This window comes from Microcoleus sp. PH2017_12_PCY_D_A (assembly GCF_020738565.1).
GTDB lineage: Bacteria > Cyanobacteriota > Cyanobacteriia > Cyanobacteriales > Microcoleaceae > Microcoleus.
The window spans coordinates 1-18,007 of sequence record NZ_JAEQCI010000018.1 but is presented as its reverse complement, the minus strand read 5'-3'; the positions used below and the strand labels follow the sequence as shown (position 1 = coordinate 18,007).

Annotated in this window: 17 protein-coding genes; 7 read left to right on the top strand and 10 right to left on the bottom strand. The window is 45.5% G+C overall.

Annotated elements, in window-relative coordinates; translation table 11 throughout:
- Positions 1 to 8 precede the first annotated feature (8 nt).
- The gene (locus JGK39_RS03820) at positions 9 to 275 is read right to left on the bottom strand and encodes a hypothetical protein (RefSeq protein ID WP_293255695.1); all 267 of its coding nucleotides are present in this window, start codon (positions 273 to 275) and stop codon (positions 9 to 11) included.
- A gap of 429 nt (positions 276 to 704) precedes the next feature.
- Here JGK39_RS03820 and JGK39_RS03815 point away from each other — a divergent pair, with 429 nt between their 5' ends.
- The 3 genes from JGK39_RS03815 to JGK39_RS03805 all read left to right on the top strand — a co-directional run bounded on the left by JGK39_RS03815 (position 705) and on the right by JGK39_RS03805 (position 2,808).
- Positions 705 to 1,262, top strand: coding sequence for an NUDIX hydrolase (locus JGK39_RS03815; protein WP_293305244.1), 558 nt, complete (start codon positions 705 to 707; stop codon positions 1,260 to 1,262).
- A 116-nt stretch (positions 1,263 to 1,378) separates the two neighbouring features.
- On the top strand, positions 1,379 to 2,116 hold the full coding sequence (locus JGK39_RS03810) for an ATP-binding cassette domain-containing protein (protein WP_293255690.1): 738 nt from the start codon (positions 1,379 to 1,381) through the stop codon (positions 2,114 to 2,116).
- 29 nt (positions 2,117 to 2,145) lie between these two features.
- Complete coding sequence (locus JGK39_RS03805; RefSeq protein ID WP_293255687.1) at positions 2,146 to 2,808, top strand: ABC transporter permease; 663 nt, start codon at positions 2,146 to 2,148, stop codon at positions 2,806 to 2,808.
- A gap of 238 nt (positions 2,809 to 3,046) precedes the next feature.
- Here JGK39_RS03805 and JGK39_RS03800 read toward each other — a convergent pair whose 3' ends face one another.
- The 3 genes from JGK39_RS03800 to JGK39_RS03790 form a co-directional block, all read right to left on the bottom strand.
- Positions 3,047 to 6,343 (bottom strand): PAS domain-containing protein, encoded by a 3,297-nt coding sequence (locus JGK39_RS03800; protein WP_293255684.1) that lies wholly within the window; start codon positions 6,341 to 6,343, stop codon positions 3,047 to 3,049.
- A complete protein-coding gene (locus JGK39_RS03795) occupies positions 6,340 to 6,549 on the bottom strand; it encodes a hypothetical protein (protein WP_293255681.1) in 210 nt (69 codons plus the stop codon). Before JGK39_RS03795 ends, JGK39_RS03800 begins: the two co-directional genes overlap by 4 nt.
- A 157-nt stretch (positions 6,550 to 6,706) precedes the next feature.
- Positions 6,707 to 7,318 (bottom strand): DUF1802 family protein, encoded by a 612-nt coding sequence (locus tag JGK39_RS03790; RefSeq protein WP_293255678.1) that lies wholly within the window; start codon positions 7,316 to 7,318, stop codon positions 6,707 to 6,709.
- Between the two features lie 126 nt (positions 7,319 to 7,444).
- On the opposite strand from JGK39_RS03790, the gene JGK39_RS03785 reads away from it, so the two are divergent.
- On the top strand, positions 7,445 to 8,404 hold the full coding sequence (locus JGK39_RS03785; RefSeq protein ID WP_293295533.1) for an aldo/keto reductase: 960 nt from the start codon (positions 7,445 to 7,447) through the stop codon (positions 8,402 to 8,404).
- 260 nt (positions 8,405 to 8,664) lie between these two features.
- The gene (locus tag JGK39_RS03780) at positions 8,665 to 10,530 is read left to right on the top strand and encodes a serine/threonine-protein kinase (RefSeq protein ID WP_293295535.1); all 1,866 of its coding nucleotides are present in this window, start codon (positions 8,665 to 8,667) and stop codon (positions 10,528 to 10,530) included.
- Positions 10,531 to 10,678: 148 nt separating this feature from the next.
- On the opposite strand, the gene JGK39_RS03775 is transcribed toward JGK39_RS03780, so the two are convergent.
- Positions 10,679 to 11,320 (bottom strand): Uma2 family endonuclease, encoded by a 642-nt coding sequence (locus JGK39_RS03775; protein ID WP_293295537.1) that lies wholly within the window; start codon positions 11,318 to 11,320, stop codon positions 10,679 to 10,681.
- A 32-nt stretch (positions 11,321 to 11,352) separates the two neighbouring features.
- Positions 11,353 to 11,862, bottom strand: coding sequence for a hypothetical protein (locus tag JGK39_RS03770; RefSeq protein ID WP_293295539.1), 510 nt, complete (start codon positions 11,860 to 11,862; stop codon positions 11,353 to 11,355).
- A gap of 313 nt (positions 11,863 to 12,175) precedes the next feature.
- Here JGK39_RS03770 and JGK39_RS03765 point away from each other — a divergent pair, with 313 nt between their 5' ends.
- Both JGK39_RS03765 and JGK39_RS03760 read left to right on the top strand, forming a co-directional pair.
- Positions 12,176 to 12,664: a hypothetical protein gene (locus JGK39_RS03765; protein ID WP_293295541.1), complete on the top strand. Its 489-nt coding sequence runs from the start codon at positions 12,176 to 12,178 to the stop codon at positions 12,662 to 12,664.
- A gap of 71 nt (positions 12,665 to 12,735) precedes the next feature.
- Complete coding sequence (locus JGK39_RS03760; protein WP_293295543.1) at positions 12,736 to 13,854, top strand: hypothetical protein; 1,119 nt, start codon at positions 12,736 to 12,738, stop codon at positions 13,852 to 13,854.
- A 29-nt stretch (positions 13,855 to 13,883) separates the two neighbouring features.
- Here JGK39_RS03760 and JGK39_RS03755 read toward each other — a convergent pair whose 3' ends face one another.
- The 4 genes from JGK39_RS03755 to JGK39_RS03740 all read right to left on the bottom strand — a co-directional run bounded on the left by JGK39_RS03755 (position 13,884) and on the right by JGK39_RS03740 (position 17,776).
- The gene (locus JGK39_RS03755; RefSeq protein WP_293295545.1) at positions 13,884 to 14,819 is read right to left on the bottom strand and encodes a branched-chain amino acid ABC transporter permease; all 936 of its coding nucleotides are present in this window, start codon (positions 14,817 to 14,819) and stop codon (positions 13,884 to 13,886) included.
- A gap of 36 nt (positions 14,820 to 14,855) precedes the next feature.
- Positions 14,856 to 15,425 carry a GNAT family N-acetyltransferase gene (locus tag JGK39_RS03750; RefSeq protein WP_293295547.1) on the bottom strand — a complete coding sequence of 190 codons (570 nt, stop codon included), beginning with the start codon at positions 15,423 to 15,425 and terminating at the stop codon, positions 14,856 to 14,858.
- 47 nt (positions 15,426 to 15,472) lie between these two features.
- Entirely contained in the window at positions 15,473 to 16,423 is a 951-nt protein-coding gene (locus JGK39_RS03745) for a branched-chain amino acid ABC transporter permease (RefSeq protein ID WP_293295549.1), read from the bottom strand.
- A gap of 93 nt (positions 16,424 to 16,516) precedes the next feature.
- On the bottom strand, positions 16,517 to 17,776 hold the full coding sequence (locus JGK39_RS03740; RefSeq protein ID WP_293262188.1) for an ABC transporter substrate-binding protein: 1,260 nt from the start codon (positions 17,774 to 17,776) through the stop codon (positions 16,517 to 16,519).
- Positions 17,777 to 18,007: the final 231 nt, after the last annotated feature.

The following is an 18,007-nucleotide window of genomic DNA, read 5'->3' as shown; positions in this document are numbered from 1 at the left end:
ATTCTCGATTAAGTAGCGCAAAATTCATTTGTATTCAGCAAAATTTCCCCATAATCAGGAATCCAAGCCAGCCACTTGTCCTCGGAGCACTGACACAACAGCCATGCTTCGTCAAAACTGAATGCTGTTGGCGGATTGAACAATTTTACCCATATCGAAGGAGCCAATTTTGGTGCAGGTACCGCGCAGCCAAATTTTGCCCAGTCGAAGGCACTCGCGGCGCTGGCTAGGGTTTGTTCAGGTTGCCAAGTGCGAATATCTGTTTGCAGTTGCATAAATACTCCTGTTGAGCTAAGACCCTGCACTTCTGGCTGGGTTTTAACAACCCCGGCGAAGGCGCAGATAAAGTTAATTATGTAGTCTATGCTACGGAATTCTCCTGACAAATGTGCTCTACTGTAGCAAAAATTTACAATCGAGATCGAAAAATCGGGTCAAAGCACAAAAAACTGATCGACTGTGGGGGCGATCGACAATTATCAATTACGATCGGAAAAACATCTAATTTACAGCAACCGCACCCGACCGCTAGGAGGTTGTTAATTCCTCAGTCTTGGACGGACTCCGACCCTGAGAAACCCGGTTTTTTACGCCCATCTGTGGGCTGAAACGAAGTAGACGCAAAAAAACCGGGTTTCACTGATCTCATGCAATATCCATCTGTTACATCCGTTAAAAAAGAAGCGGACGTACTTCTTTCTAATATGAAACCAACCCAAAAATCCAACTGGAAAACCCTAGATAGATTTGTAGAAATCAACTCTCAATGGGTAAAACTAATTGGCGAACATCTCGAAACAACCGAAGGACAAACAGTAGAATATTGGCGAGTAGAAAGAGCAGATTCAGTGGTAGTCTTAACAATTCAAGCTGACAAATTGCTGTTTCCCCCACCGATGTATCGCCCCGGCGTAGCAGCAGCAACCCTCGACTTTCCCGGCGGGCGCGTACCGGAAGCCACAACAGCAGCAGCCGCAGTTTCAGGTATAATCAAAAAAGAACTAGGCGTGACAGAAAGTGCGATCGCCCGCATCGAACCAATCAACACCACAGGCTGGGCAATCAACAGTTCATTTTCCAATCAAAAACTCTACGGTTTTGTTGCAGAATTGCACCCCACAGCCACAGTAAACCCCGAACTTATCGGTGCTGCATATCCTGTCACTCGCGACGGAATTCGCGACTTGCTCAAAAAATTAACTTGCCTCCAATGTCGAGCATTGTTGCTAGAATGGCAAAACCAAGTTGATTTTAGATTTTAGATTAGTAAACTAAGTAGGGTGCGCACTGCGCATCTTACCCCTAAAACTCGCGGTTAAACCAATTTTTAGTTCATAATTTAAATTACTAAAAACCAACACGACGAAAATTAATAATCATGGATCTCAACAATGAAGTTGCTGTCGAATTCCTCGACGTTACATATCGCCTCAACCGCAGACATTTAGTAGACAAACTTAATTTCAAAGTGTTCCAAGGAGAAATTTTAGTATTGTTGGGACGCAGCGGTAGCGGCAAAACTACCACCATGAAATTGATTAACAATTTATTGACACCAAGCAGCGGCGAAGTGCTTGTCATGGGAAAACCGACAACTGAGTGGGATGTCATTCAACTGCGGCGAAAAATTGGCTACGTAATTCAAGAAATCGGTTTGTTTCCCCATTTTACCGTCGAGCAAAACGTTGGTTTAGTGCCGAAATTGGAAGGCTGGGAGGCCGATCGCATAAAATCTCGCGTCAGCCAACTGCTAGAATTAGTCAACCTCGACCCCCAGCACTTCGCCAAACGCTATCCCCATCAGTTATCCGGCGGACAGCGGCAGCGTGTAGGCGTCGCCAGAGCACTTGCAGCAGACCCTCCGCTGCTGTTAATGGACGAACCGTTTGGTGCTTTAGACCCCATTACTCGCCTGGAATTACAGCGGGAATTCCGTCAATTACAGCAGCAACTAGGGAAAACTGTGATTTTTGTGACTCACGGCATTCAAGAAGCTTTTTTTTTAGCCTCTAGAATTGGTTTGATGCAAGACGGAAGGTTGGTTGAATTGGCATCGCCTGAGAATTTTATGAAATCTCAGCATCCAGAAGCTCTCGCCTTTTTGGAATCTTTTTAATTAGCTAAATTAGAATGCGGTTAGCAATCATGAATTACCCAGCTATCAATTTTATTAACCGCTATGGCGCTGAGATGATTCAGAGGTCTATCGAACACTTGTATTTAGTAATAGTCGCGATTGTTATATCTACGATTGTGGGAATTCCCCTCGGGATTTTAGTTACTAGAAAACCAAAATTGAAAAAGCCGATTTTGGGATTTGCAAATATTATGCAAACAATTCCTAGTTTGGCTTTGTTTGGCTTGCTAATTCCGTTGCCGGTATTGGGCGGAATAGGCGATCGCACGGCAATCATCGCCCTCACACTATATTCCCTACTGCCCATAATCCGCAACACTTACACGGGCATAGTAGGCGTCGATCCGGCGATTGTGGCAGCAGGCACAGGCATGGGAATGACCGATATGCAACTGCTGTGGCAAGTGGAAATTCCCCTAGCCCTCGGCGTGATTTTGGCGGGCGTGCGGGTGTCGGCGGTAATTGCGATCGGGCTAGCAACGATCGCGGCCGCAATTGGTGCCGGCGGCTTGGGCGTGTTTATTTTTCGGGGCGTTGCTACAGTCAACAATCAGTTACTTTTGGCTGGGGCAATTCCAGCGGCTTTGATGGCCTTAGCTGCGGATTTTGGGCTGGGTTTTGTGGAAGCGCGACTCTCGAAAAGCACATTGAAAAGTGTTAAGGGGGACTGATACCAAATCCGGGTTAGATATCCCCTTTATGACTGGGCGGTTGAAACCGCGTCTACACAAACTTTCGTCGGCCTACGCCGACTGAAGAATAAAGGGGGTGGGAAACCCGGATTTGGTAGGAATTCGTGATTAGACTTGAATTGCAAAAATAATTAGGACGCTGCTCTGAGCAGCGTCCTAAAATTAGATTACAAGAAATTTTGCAATTCAAGTCTACTGCAAACTTGGGAAAAGATGTTTAAACCGATCGCACTTCCCCTGCTAAATTCATCTCAGGTTCAGGGTTCAAAAGCGGCAAAAATACCTTAAAAGTAGCTCCCAGATTCTCGCCCGCACTCTCCGCAGCAATTGTCCCGCCGTGTGCTTCCACCAAGTGGCGGACGATCGCCAATCCCAATCCCAGCCCGCCATATTTGCGCGTCAGAGACACATCCTCCTGATAGAAAGAATCAAAAATAGATAGCAAAAAGTCAGGGTGGATGCCTTTACCAGTATCGCTAACGGCAATCAGCGCCCGATCCTCTGCGAGGGCTCCGCTAACGCCCGATCGCTCCAGCCGAATCTCCACTGTGCCACCGTTGGGAGTAAACTTGATCGCATTAGAAAGCAAGTTCCAGACAATCTGCTGGAGTCGCACCGCATCCCCCAACACCAGCCCCAGATCCGGAAGTACCGGATGAATCTCGATCGACTTAGCAGCGGCTGCCGATTTCACCGTATCGATCGCAGATTCCACAGCCAAACTCAAATTTACCGGGACTGCATTCAAACGCATTTTGCCGTGCATAATCCCCGCAATATCGAGCAAATCATCAATCAACTGAGTCTGCAATTTGGCATTGCGCTCGATCGTGTCTAAAGCTTTAGCAGTTTGCGCCGCATTCAAGGCTTGACTTTGCAGCAGTTGCGTCCACCCCAGGATCGGATTCAGGGGCGATCGCAATTCGTGAGAAAGCACTGCCAGAAATTCATCCTTAGCGCGGTTAGCTTTTTCCGCTGCTGCGCGCAAAGCTTTTTCCTGCTGCAAGATATTGTCGCGCTGCTCTTCCAAGCATTTTTGGTCTTCAATATCAGTTGCCGTACCGAACCATTTGACAACTCGATCCGATTCATTTTTGAAGGGAATAGCTTGGTGCAAAAACCAGCGATACACGCCGTCGCAGCCCCGCATTCTACCTTCGGCTTGATAAGGGCTGCCGTCTTGTTGAGAACACATCCAGCGATCGCCCATCATAGAGACATCATCAGGATGGATCACCGCCGGCCAACCTTCGGCTTGAGCTTGTCCTAGCGTTAACCCCGTAAAATCTAACCAGCGCTGGTTGACATCGAGCAATACCCCCTCAACGTTTGCTGTCCAGATTAATTGCGGGATTGATTCTGCTAAATATCGATAGCGTTCTTCGCTTTGGCGGATCTTTTCTTCGGCTTGTTTGCGATCGGTAATATCGATCAGCGTTCCCACGTAGCCCGTCAGCGTTCCGTTGCTGTCTAGATAGGGCAGACACTGGGTGTAGTACCAGGTAATGCTGCCGTCCGGGTGTACGTGCCTGCCCTCGTTCTGGTAAATTCCTCGGGGTTCGGGTTTTTGACACCATTGCAGCCATTCGAGCCTGAGACGATCGCATTCCTCGGGATGCAAACTTTGCAGCCATCCCATCCCCAAAGCCTCCTCTATCGATCGGCCTGTCATTTCGCTCCAACGGCGGTTGACATAGAGACAGTTATTGTTAATATCGAACCGAAAAATCGCAGCGGGAGAGGCTTCTGCCAGAGTAGCAAACTCGCGCTGGCTTTCCTGCAAGGCGATTTCTGCTTGTTTGCGATCGGTAATATCCTCAGCAATCCCTGTGAACCGATAAATCCTTCCTGCCTCATCTTTGACCGGAAAACAGCGGTCTCTCACCCAGCGTACAGTGCGATCGGGCAAAACAATCCGGTACTCTCGATCGAACTTGCCCTCAAGCGCTTTCTCCTGAAACGCCAAGGCGTTTGATTCGCGGTGTTCTGGATGCACAAAATCTTTCCAAACCCGATAGTCATCGTACAAACATTGGGGGTTCAATCCCCACAGCCGTTCGTAAGCGGGACTGACATAAATCACTCGCCTGGAGGGGTAATCGGAAATCCAGAAAACAGCATCGATGTTTTCTGCTAACTGGCGGAAGCGTTCTTCGCTGTCGCGCAAAATTGCTTCGGTGCGCTTGCGCTCTTGCAGTTCTCGTTGTGCTTGCTGATAAAGCTCGGCCTGCCGGATGGCAATGCTCACCTGCTGAGTCAACTGCTGGAGCAAATCAATTTCTAAGGGTTGCCACAGGCGCGGCGCGGCGCAGTGATGCACGATCAGCAGTCCCCAACACTGGTTTTCGTGCAGGATCGGCACGACTAGATTTGCCCTGACTTCAAACTGATCCAGCAGTTGGACGTGACAAGGGTCGATCGAGCCATCGCGAATATCTGTTTTTGCCGTCACCAATCCTTGACGGTAGGGTTCGAGATAACTGCTTGCCAGACAGGGATCGTATATTTGGGAAGCTAGGATCGATCGCCACGGAGTCCCCACAGATTCTGCTACCACAGTGCCCCCGCCATCCGCCTGCAAACGAAAGACGATCGCCCGATCCGTGTCCAGAAAATGCCGCACTTCATCTACAGTTGTTTGCAAAACGCGCTCTAAATCCAGCGATTGGTGAACTTGCTGGGCAATCAGGGCGATCGCCCGCTCCCGCTGCAATTGTTGCAGGCGTTCTGCTTCTGCCTGTTTGGACAAAGTGAGGTCTACTACTGTGCCCAGGAGCCGCAGCGGTTGCCCTCTCCAGTCATAGTAAAGCTGACCTTTACCCCCTATCCAATGCAGCGAGCCATCGGCCCAGACAGTGCGAAATTCGACTTCATAGTTAATGCCTGTCTCAAGGGTACGGCTTACGGCCCGGTTAACACTTTCGCGGTCTTCCGGATGCACGAGTTCGATAAAATCTTCATAACTTGCCAGAGAAGTTCCCGCCGGCAGACCAAACAGCGGCCCCACCAAATCTGACCACACCAGACAATTGTTAGGAATCTGCCATTCCCAAGTACCCATACAAGCCGCTTTCAAGGCTAGGTGCAAGCGTTCTTCGTTTGCTTGCAGCTTGGCGTGCAATTGCGCTTTGTCGATCGTCCCGTTCACCGCCAGCCGCAAACTCTCCGGTGCGATTTGTTCTTTGATTAGATAGTCTTGGGCGCCGGCTTTGATGGCTTGGACTGCGATCGTTTCGTTCCCGACTCCTACCACAATTACAGGTAAATATCGCTGCGATACTATTTTGCTTCGCAGTTGGGCGATAAATTCCAAACCGTCCATATCTGGCAGCCGATAATCGAGCAACACCAGATCCGGCTGGTGCCCTTCCCACAGCGTCAAGCCTTCTTGTCCTAACGGCGCTGCGATTATTTTGTATTGGTACTCGCGATCGTGCAGCAGGTACTGCCGGTACGAATGGCAGTCTTCGGGGCTGCGATCGACAATCAAGACGGTGCGCTGGATCTGATTCATTGCACACCTTCCTCGATCGCGCGATCGATCTTCATGGCAATTTCACAGCACCCATCCTGTAAAGTCTGGATGCTTCCCTTCAATTGGCGAACATTCATCGGAGCGATCGTACAGCTATAATTTATTACAGATACTGGCAAAACATGAGCCAAACGCAGAAAGTCTATTTTTTGTACAGGCTTAAAAAGCACATCGTTGCTACCCATACATTCTATAGCGGTTCTCAAAAAAGTGAGGTATGCGCGGTTTGGCCTATGCCCTATGCCCTATGCCCTATGCCCTATGCCCGGCGCAGGCCAGTCGTACCTCATCTTTCCCTTGAAAAGCTATATCTACTTTCAACAACTTATACGTGCATAAATTTTAAACCGTCAGCGTCGTGATTTTCTGCACACCATCCGCATTCGGAGAATTCGCCATCAGATTGCGGATTTCATTTGAGCGTGCAATGTATTCTCGATCGCTCAAAACAGCTTCACTGCCCTCCAGAGAAATAGGAATTGCCAAATCAATCCAAGAACGGCAACCGCCGTATTCAGAAATGTACGGAATTTCTGCTGTTTCTGCGAGGCGATAAGCGCGCAGCAATATAATATAAATTGGCTGATTTCGTTTCCATTTTAGACGGTCGCTGACAAATTTTTCATTCCAAATATGGTAAGGCAGCAGTGCCTTAATTGCTGGTTCCCAAGCCACCAAAAAAACATCAGTAATCTCAGCCCAACTGGCAATTATAATATTTTCTGGATGCCAACCAGATTCTACAGTTTTTACTTGACTTGCAAAACCCGGCTTTAATAAATCAGGTTGTTGGTGTTCAAAAGTTGGATACAGCAAAACTTGCTTGTCGCTGACATTAAACTGTCCCGATTGCTCGCGAATGCCGCCCTTTCGCAACAGCACAATCGTTCTGCCCTCTTCTAAGGCATTAACTGCTACATTCCATTCTTTCAGCGCGCGAGTAGTTGATTTCATAGAAATATATTTTTGTTTTAACAATAGTAACAAAATCGGTGGACGAAAGCAAGTACAGCAGCTTTTTCCTGTTAAAATTAGATAGCTTGAGGGTAAATACTAAAAATCAAAATTAGGGCTATAGCTATGGAAAAGCGACAATTGGGGACATCGGAAATTCAAATTACCCCGATAATTATGGGGACTTGGCAAGCTGGGAAGCGGATGTGGGTGGGAATTGAGGATGCCGAAACTGTCAAAGCCATGGGCGCCGCTTTTGAGGCCGGTATTACCACTTTTGATACGGCTGAGGTTTACGGAGAAGGACATTCGGAACAAATTATCGGTCAAGCACTTTCAGACGTGCGATCGCAAGTAGTATATGCTAGCAAAGTCTTTGCTAACCACCTCAGACCCGATTTGTTAGTCGAAGCGTGCGATCGATCGCTAAAAAACCTCAACACTGATTATATCGACCTTTACCAAATCCACTGGCCCGCCGGCACTTGGAATTCCGAAGCTATACCAATTGCAGAAACAATGGACGCCCTGAACAAATTAAAGCAACAGGGGAAGATTCGGGCGATCGGCGTTTCCAACTTCTCCCGCGCCCAAATAGCAGAAGCCGCCCAATACGGACGCATTGACAGCTTGCAACCGCCCTATTCTCTGTTTTGGCGCTGGGTAGAAAAAGACGCCATGTCCTACTGTCAAGAAAATCATATCTCAATCCTTGCCTATTCATCTCTAGCGCAAGGCATACTAACAGGTAAATTCGGGCCGGAACACAAGTTTGAAGAAGGCGATCACCGCACCAAAAATAAGCTGTTCCTAAAAGAAAATTACGCCCGAGTGCAAGCAGCATTAAACCAACTGCGGCCAATTGCCGATCGCCACCAAACAAGCTTGGGAAACTTAGCATTAGCCTGGTTGATTTCCCAGCCACAAACCAACGCAATTGTCGGCGCGCGGGACGCAGAACAAGCCGCCGATAACGCTAAAGCTGCTGAGGTAAAATTGAGTCAGGAGGACTTAAAAGAGATTGACGCGATCGGGCGAACCGTCACCGATCGTTTAGACGACAATCCCGTCATGTGGAACTTCTAAAATAGTTGACTCCGAAAGGTTCGTAGTGAGGACTTCAGTCCTTCTTACCCCAACTCAGAAAAGACGAGTAAACTCCTCAATACAAACAAAACTTTGTATCTTCAGTTAATTCTAAAAGGTTCGGAGTGAGGACTTCAGTCCTTCTTTATTCAAACTAAGATAGAAGGACTAAAGTCCTCACTACAAACCAAATTATATAGAGTCTGGCAAGAGTTATAATATTTACTGGTTGATACAAATAATCTAAAATCTAAAATCGAATGAGTTACTGTTTAAACCCCAACTGTTCCAAGCCCCAAAACCCGGATGCAGCCAAAATTTGCCGAAATTGCAGGTCAAAACTGCTGTTGCGCGACAGATATCGGGCCATAAAGGCGATCGGACAAGGAGGTTTTGGCAGAACATTCCTCGCCGTAGACGAAGACAAACCATCAAAACCGCGCTGCGTCATCAAACAATTTTTACCCCCAGAAACCCAACTCATCCCATCAGCCAGCAATCGCAACAGCAAAAAAGCCGCCGAACTTTTTGAACAAGAAGCAATGCGATTAGACGAATTGGGAAAACACCCTCAAATTCCAGAACTCTTAGCCTATTCCATCCAAGACAACCGACAGTATGTAGTCCAAGAATTCATCGACGGACAAAACCTAGCACAAATTGTAGCAACAGAAGGCACATTTACAGAAACTCAAATTAAAGACTTACTCAACAGCTTACTACCAGTCCTGCACTTCATCCACTCCCACAACGTCATTCACCGAGACATCAAACCCGGAAACATCATCCGCCGCGCCGACAAACAATTAGTTATAGTAGACTTTGGCGCCGCCAAAATTGCCACAGGTACAGCCTTACTCAAAACAGGAACCAGCATCGGCAGCCCCGAATACATCGCCCCCGAACAAGCCAGAGGCAAAGCATTTTTTACTAGCGACTTGTACAGTTTAGGCGTAACTTGCCTGTATTTATTAACTCAAGTTTCCCCCTTCGATTTGTTCGATCCGGGCGAGGATGCCTGGATTTGGCGGCAGTATTTAAGCAACAATCCGGTGAGTGAAGAACTCGGAAAAATCTTAGACAAAATGATTGAAAATGCTACCAATCGCCGCTATCAAACCGCTGTAGAAGTATTAACACAACTGAATCCAGAAGCAGCAATTAAACTCACCATTCCTCAAACAATTACCAAACCAGTCAAACCCGCCACCAATCCCAATCCACCCCCACAGCAAACCCATAACTGGCAATGTATTCACACATTAACCGGACACAAAAACTTAATTTCCTCTGTAGCTTTCAGCCCCAACGGAGAAGTTATCGCCAGCGGCAGCGATGACAAAACAATCAAGCTTTGGCAGGTACAAGACGGGCAAGAAATAGTGAGTCTCGCAGGACACGCTAACTCTGTTCATACAGTAGTTTTCAGCCCCGACGGAAAGATACTTGCCAGCAGCAGCCACGACAAAACAATCAAACTTTGGCGGATGAAAGACGGGCAAGAAATCCGCACTCTTAGCGGTCACAGCAACTCAATTTACGGCTTAGCTTTCAGTCCCGATGGGGAAACTATTGCTAGCAGCAGTTGGGACAAAACAATCAAACTTTGGCGAGTGAAAGACGGGCAAGAACTTCGCACGTTTTCCGGTCACATTAACTTAGTTTACTTTGTCGCCTTCAGTCCAGACGGAGAAACTATTGCTAGCAGCAGTTGGGACAGAACCATCAAGATTTGGCGAGTCAAAGATGGCAAGCTAATTCGGACGCTGACAGGTCATACAGACTGCGTTCGCTGTCTAGCTTTCAGTCCAAACGGAGAGTTTCTTGCCAGCGGCAGTCACGACAATACGATCAAAATTTGGTGGATGAAAGACGGGCAGGAAGTTTTAACAATTGCTGGTCATTCTTGGTATGTTGATTCGATCGCTTTTAGTCCCGATGGCGAGGTGATTGCCAGCAGCAGCAATCAAACTATCAAGATTTGGCAAGTCAAAGATGGTGGAGAAATTTGTAATATTTCCGGGCATACAAATTCGGTTTACTCAGTTAATTTCTGCCCACAAGGAGAGTTTTTGGCTAGCGGCAGCAGTGACAAAACTATCAAAATATGGCAGAATATTATCTAGATTTACTTCCCAACACTAAAACAGGTTCGTAGTAAGGACTTTAGTCCTTCTTCATTGCGAAAACTTTTCCTAGAGGACTGAAGTCCTCACTACAAACCTAAGATAGAGGACTGAAGTCCTTACTACAAACCGAAGAGAGAGGATTAATTCAACCGTTTTCCATTTTAATTTTTTGCCGTAACTCCCGAATTACTGTACTTGTATGGCGATCGCGCAACATTTGCCAGCATTCCTCCACAATTTCTGATACATTAAAATTGGGGAAATAACTGCTGGTTAAACTTTCGACATATCGATCGTTTTGCAAGCAGTAAATTCTGAGCTTATTTTTCTTAAACAGCCACACTTCCGGCACTTGATATGGCAAATAATCATCTATATCCGTGTAGCTAGTTACATCTATTTCTATTACTAAATCCGGTGGCGGTTCGACACCCCAAGCAATCCGATCCTTACCAATAATTGCCGCACAATTATCGATATAAAAACAATAATCTGGTTCAATCCCCCTCACCTCCGGCAAATCCATTGTAATTGGCGTAAACGCTTCATAATCTCGCCCCAAGTAATCTAGCAAAACTTTGACGACATCAGCAATGATATTTGCTTGTTTTCCGTGTACGGGTAAAGGGGACATCAACAAAATCTCTCCTGGTCGATACTTGATGCGCGGAATCTGACGGTCTCCTAATTGTTGCACAAGAGCTTGATAGTCCTGCCAAGTACCAGGAAACTTTATAACTGTTCCTGGGGGTAAATGAATTTTTTCTGGGGTGACAACTGCAAACATAAAACTTATACCTCTAAAAAGCTCTTTATTTATCAATCCATCTGCTTCACTACCTCCAAGGCTAAGCCTAGCACCTCTGCAATTTGCTCATCGCTCAAGCCAAGCTGCCGTAACTTACCCACCGCTTCAATCTTAACTTGATTCTTCTTGCCCTGAGATTCAGGATTCGGAGGCTGACTTTTATCTGGGGTAGGAGTGGGTATTTCTGAGCAACCATTGATATAGTTAATTGTGTTGCTATGACCAAAATTAGTAGGATTGCGATCGCCAAAATTGATATTCAGATTTAATTGCCGTTCTAAAACAGATTCTAGATTCCCTTTATCAACTGGTTCATCAAAAACCTCCGATAACAATTGCAAAAGCTTGTAACCTACATCCTTAGCATGACCCGCCGTACAACCGTAAGTACCTGCAATATCGGAATACTTTTGCCGATTCAGTATTCCCTCGATAATTTTACGCTGCAAGTCATTGAGATGTTTGCCTGTTTTCGCGTTGAGCGCTTCATCTACAAATTCCAAGATATCGGCGGTGTTCATCAGTAGGGGTGTCCGAAAACTAGAGTTAGTATACCAGACTTTATCCGTCTTTTTCCGTCTTTTTCCGCCTTGCACCCCGAGTTGAGAAATACCCGTCTTTTTCCGTCTTTTTTTCCATTGTCAGTTTTGGGCGATCGGTCTATGATGTGGAAAAGGATAAAACGTAGCTTTGCTGAAAAAAGCAGATTCACGTTCAATCCTCCTCATTAACGGCGAGCGATAGAGATTTACTATTTTGTTAGCTGCGATCGCACTTCTAAATTATATACGTTTGGGGCGATCGGCTCAATAAAGCAAAGGAGTTATATAAGTCATGATACCACGTCGAAGGTTAACCGATTTAGAGGAAATCCTGGATTCCTTATACGAAACTCTAGGTAATCATCAAAAGCAACTTGCTTATACTGCCAGTGCAGCAGAAAGAAATACGATTAAACAAACAATTTCCAGACAAGTTTTACCAGAAATTCGTAAGTATGAGAAGGAATACTGGCAACTTTTAGCTCAGAATGCAAATTCATTCGAGATTAATGAAACGGATGCAGATTGCGCCCTTATAGAAATCTTACAGATTGTTGAGCAGATTCAGCAAAGTAGTACCGCTGGCTACTCTCAGGAAGCGATACAACTATTAACTGAAATTAGGAACAAACTAAATGAACCCGAAAACTCGGCTGCCGGAAAGCTGAAAGCTACACTTCCCCTACTGCCACCCTTTATCTCCTATGAAATTGAACTAGGTACAGAAGGTATTTTGCAACGGATGTTTCCGACCTTTAGCCGGATCTTAAAAAAAAAGTAGTTGACTCTGACTGGGATGAAGAATTAGTTATTAGTGACTGGGATGAAAAATTAGATGAAAATAAACCTCCAATGAAGTATAATCAGATTTTATCTATTTTGGGTATTATCTTCACAGTTATTAGTGTTGGTGCGACTGTTCCAGAAATTAGATGTAGGATAAGCTGGGACTCAAAAGTATGTGGTGTAACACAAAAAGAAGTTGAACTCATTACACAAACAAGCATGGGAGAAGCCTTGGCAGGAGTAAAAATTCAGTTCATTGCTCAAGGACCGCCAGTAGTTGAACATACTGATAATAATGGTTATGCCAAAGTGCGAATTCCGAGTAAAGGAGATGTTCGTGTCAACTTAAGTAAATCAGGCTATCCATCTCAAAACTTTAATATCAATTTAGAAAACGATCCAAGTATAGTCAGGATTATTCGGTTTGACGCATCAGGTCAACCTGAAGTTCAAAGCGTCCCATCTTTTCCCCAGCCTACTTCCAGTGTATCATCTAACCCTTCTACACCGACACCACCACCTGCACCGACCATCAACAATGATCTACTTACCAAGAGTGTCAAAGGTAATTTGAGTTCTCAAAATGAGAAAGAACGATATTATTTTACTTTAGGTAATCCGAGCAATATTAGCTTGTACCTAGATGAAGTTGAAAATGAAGCTCTGATAACGCTCTATACAGATAATGGTAATGGCTTGCCAGGCAATGAAATAACTGAAGCAACTGCTACTCTTTATCGACCAGTAGAAATTGAAAAAATTCTAGGTAGCGGGAAATATATTGTTGAAATTAAGCGGAGAATAGAAGATACAAAATACAGAATTACTGGCACTAATTATACCAAAAAAATTAACGATTTCGGTTCATTAGGAAATGACAAAAAAACCGATCCGTCTGCTCTAAATAAAGATAAGCGAAAACAGTATTATCGATTCACTATAGGTAATCCTGGTGGGGTAAGTCTGTATCTAGACCAGGTACAAAATGAAACCCAGATAACGCTCTATACAGATAATGGTAATGGCTTGCCAGGTAATGAAATAACTGAAGCAACTGCTACTCGTTCCCAGCCAGGAAAGATTGAAAGGAATCTAGCCAGTGGAAATTATATCGTTCTTTTGTCAAAAAGGGGAGGAGATACACCTTACTCTTTCTCGATTAAACTTTCTTCTCAGCCGCAGTGAATAAACTTAGCTGCAAATAATATAATTGCCTAAACAGAAGTGCGATCGCCCTTCCTCCACCTCTTCAACAACTCCGGCGTCACCAACCCTTGTGGAAAAAATATCGTCCCCACAACAATCAACAACCCAAAAATAATTAACCGCCCATCCCGCAGAAATTGCGCCAACCAAACCGGCAATCCCTGAATAGTCGCCATCCCCCTCAAAACCTCCGGCAAAGCAGTAAAAACCATCCCGCCCAACACCGAACCGACAAACGTTCTGCTACCACCAATCAACACAGAAGTCAAGTAAATAATACTAGCATCAAAAGTTCCTTGACGGGCATTCCAAGTATTGAGAAAATGCGCGCTAACCGCACCGACAACGCCTGCTAAAATAGCACCCAACGTAAAAGCCAGAACCTTGTAAAAAGTCGGGTTAATGCCGATCGCATCAGCAGCCAACTCATCAGCCCGAATCGCCGCAAAAGCCCGTCCCACCCGAATCCGTTCCAGCCGGTAGAGAATCGCCATACTTACCAGCAGCAAAGGCAGTACAATCCACAAATACTCGATCGGCGTTGCAAACGGTTGCGGAATCCCAAAAATCCCCACAGCCCCGCCAGTGATATCCAGATTCAGCGATAAAACCCGCAGAATTTCCACAAAAGCAATAGTTGCGATCGCCAAATAAATCCCCCTCAACCGCAGCGCCGGAACTCCCACCAAAATACCCAGCAACCCCGAAACAGCCCCTGCAATTATCATCTCCAATAATAGCAGCGGCAGCGGAAATAAACCGCCCGTCGTTTGAAACACCGTCGCAGACAAAATCGCCGCAATATACCCGCCCAAAGCATAAAAACCGGGGCTAGCGAGAGACAATTGTCCAGTCATCAAAGGCAAATATAGCGACAATCCCAACATTGCACCCAGCAACATCGAGACAATCAGAAACCCATAAGTAGTAAAAAATGTATTCATTTGATTTTAAATTTGCAATTATCAGAAAAAATCTGATTAACTTGGTTTCCAATTTGGATTGATTAAGCTAGTCTGAATATGGTCTTCCCACCGACCATTTATCAACAAATAGTCCCTGGCGTAACCTTCCACAACAAATCCCAATCTTCTAAGTAGATTACCGCTACGCTGATTGTGAGGCATATAATTTGCCATAATGCGATGTAAATTTAACTCTTCAAACACATATTGAATTGCAACTCGCACAGATTCAGTCATATAACCTTTACCTTGTTGCGATTCGGCCAGATTATATCCCAAAAAGCAGAAATGACCTGCACCTCGCACAAAATTATCAAAGTTAACGTTGCCGACAATATACTTAGAAGTAGCTTTCTCAAAAATCCACAATTTTAAAAATTTATCAGACTCAAATCCTTCTAAGTCTTTCTCTACTTGTTTTTGCCAATAATTTTCAGTTAAAAAATCCTCCGCCCAATGTCGGTGCCAGGGAGCAAAAAAACTTTGGTTGTGACTGTAAAAATCAATTATTTTGCCGATATCGTCTTGATTTGCCAATCGTAATAAAAGGCGATCGCTTACAATTAATGGAACTTCCACTTTCATATCACATCTCTTTAGCGACTGATGCACTATAATTCTTGCAAATAATCCTACACTTTTTGAATCAAACGTCGCCCAAACAAACCCTGCGGCCTAACCAAAAGCATAATAAACAATATCGCAAAAGCCACAGCATCCTTATAAGCCGAAAAATCACCCGGCACAAAAGCCTCCACCAAACCAATTATAAACCCACCGAAAACAGCCCCAGGAATACTCCCCAACCCACCAAGCACAATCACAGCCAAACCCTTCAAACCAAAAGCAATCCCAAAATACGGCCCCGCAATACTAACACTAGAACCCACCAAACTCCCCGCCAAACCAGCCAGAAAACTGCTTACAAAAAACGTCAAAACAATATACCTGTCAGTATCAATCCCCAACAAACTAGAAGTAGTAGCATCTTCAGCTACCGCCTGCATTGCTTTACCAAATTTAGTGAAATTTATCAAGTAAGTTAGGAGACTGACAATCGCCACAGCCACCACAAAAATCACTATTTGCACAGTGCGAATCGGAATCTGTTGATCCGCCGTACCAAAGTTAATAGCAGCAGGCAAATTGCCGTAAGTATTAGCCGGAAAAGTGTAAATCTCAGCCCCGACAAGATATTGAATGATATTTGCGATCGCCACCGCAGCCCCCAAACTCGAAACCACCGTCAGCAGAGGATCGGAGTTTCTGCGGCGCAAAGGCAAAAAAGCAACTCTTTCAACAATTACTCCCACCAAACCAGCCAGCGTACTACCCAAAATTAGCGCCACAGCAAAAGGAAACTGCACGGGAATTCTAGCATTAGCCAACAACCCGTTAAAACCGAAAGCCCCGCCCATCAGCGCATAGGTGAAATAAGCACCCAAAGTAAACACTGCACCGTGAGCAAAATTAATAATTCCCAAAATCGAAAACACCAGCGTGTATCCCAGCGCAAAAATAGCATACACACTGCCGATCGACAAACCATTCAGAAATTGTTGCAGAAACAGAGTTAAATCCATCCGTTACATCCGTTAAATTCGTTACAAAATCAGTTGCCGAACTTCCCTCTTCTATCCGTTAAATCCGTTACAAAATCAGTTGCCGAACTTCCTTCATTTCAAAAACTCAAACTTACCGTTATTGCCATCCGCCTCCATTTTGATTCGTGCCACATAAAAATCTTTTTGATTGATTTCCCCTTCCGGCGTAAAAGAAATTTCCCCCAAAGGCGTATCGTACTTGCCAGTCAACAACTGCTCATTAAGCTTTGTACGCAATTCCGCCAAAGGCTTTTCGCTAACCTTAGACTGAGCATTAATTGCCTTTAATGACTCGACAAAAACTTGAACGCCAGTAAAAGCTTGAGCACTAAACTGAGGCGGTTCCTTCTTAAATTGAGCGCGATAAGCATCGCGGAAAGCCTTATTAATTTCATTTTGATATTCCGGGCTGTAGGCTTGGGCAATCAAAACCCCATCGCAAAGAGCCTTGCAAACAGTAAATACATTGGAAGTATTCAAACCGTTGCCCCCAATGATAACGCCCTTGTAGCCCAACTCCCGCAACTGCTTAATTAAATTGCCTCCATCGGCGGCCAACCCAGAAATAATTATCAAATCGGGCTTGACATTGATCGCATTAGTAGCTTGAGATTGGAAATCTGTATCGGTGGTCAAGAATTTTTGGACTGTTGCCAATTCCAGCCCCATCTCTTTAACCGTTTTCTGAAAAGTTTCAGTCTCAGATTTGCTGAAAGCATCATTCTGAGCAAAAAACACGGCTACTTTCTTAATATTGGGATTTTGCTTGAGGGCAGCTTTCACCGCATTCGGTGCTACCACAGCGACAGGCGCGGAGACTCTGGCCACATAATCGCCAATCTGGGGAATGCCTTTAGCGGTGTTGGAGGGTGCGATCACGGGAACTTTTGCGCGATCGGCGATCGGATCGGCACCAAAAGCCTGCTGTGATAGAGTTGGACCCACAATCCCCACCACCTTATCCTGATTGATCAGAGTATTGAACGCATTAATCGCCCCTTGTTCATCTCCACCCGTATCTTGGAACACCAGTCTAATCGGCGTCCCATCCACACCGCCCTTATCGTTGAAATACTTCTCAGCAATTTTCGCCCCAGCCACCTGTTCCTGGCCGAGTAAAGCCACATTGCTAGTTTGCGCCACCCCAACCCCAACCGGAATAGTGGCCGAGTTCCCTGCACCCGCACCCTGTGGCGTAGCTGTGGGAGTTGGTGAAGTACCTGAAGACGCTGTATTAGTAGATGTCTGAGGAGTGTTGGTCTGACTGCAAGCGAGCAGCAGTGAGGCGCAGGTAACGAACAAAGCACCAGGGCGAGCAGTAGGTTTTTTCATTGGCGGGCGATCGAACACATATACACATAGAACATCTGTCTGTAGAGATATTCTACCCCTGAGCGGCCGAGTCCACGGAAAAAACCTAACCATTACCGCCCAAAACAGGTGACATCCGGAAAAGCAGAGAGGGCGATCGGAGACCCGAGCCTGTCCTGGTAGGTGAAACCCTTGCTGTGTATAGCTTCAAAAAAAGTCAAAAATATTTTCGCAAAAAGCTTGACAAGCCCT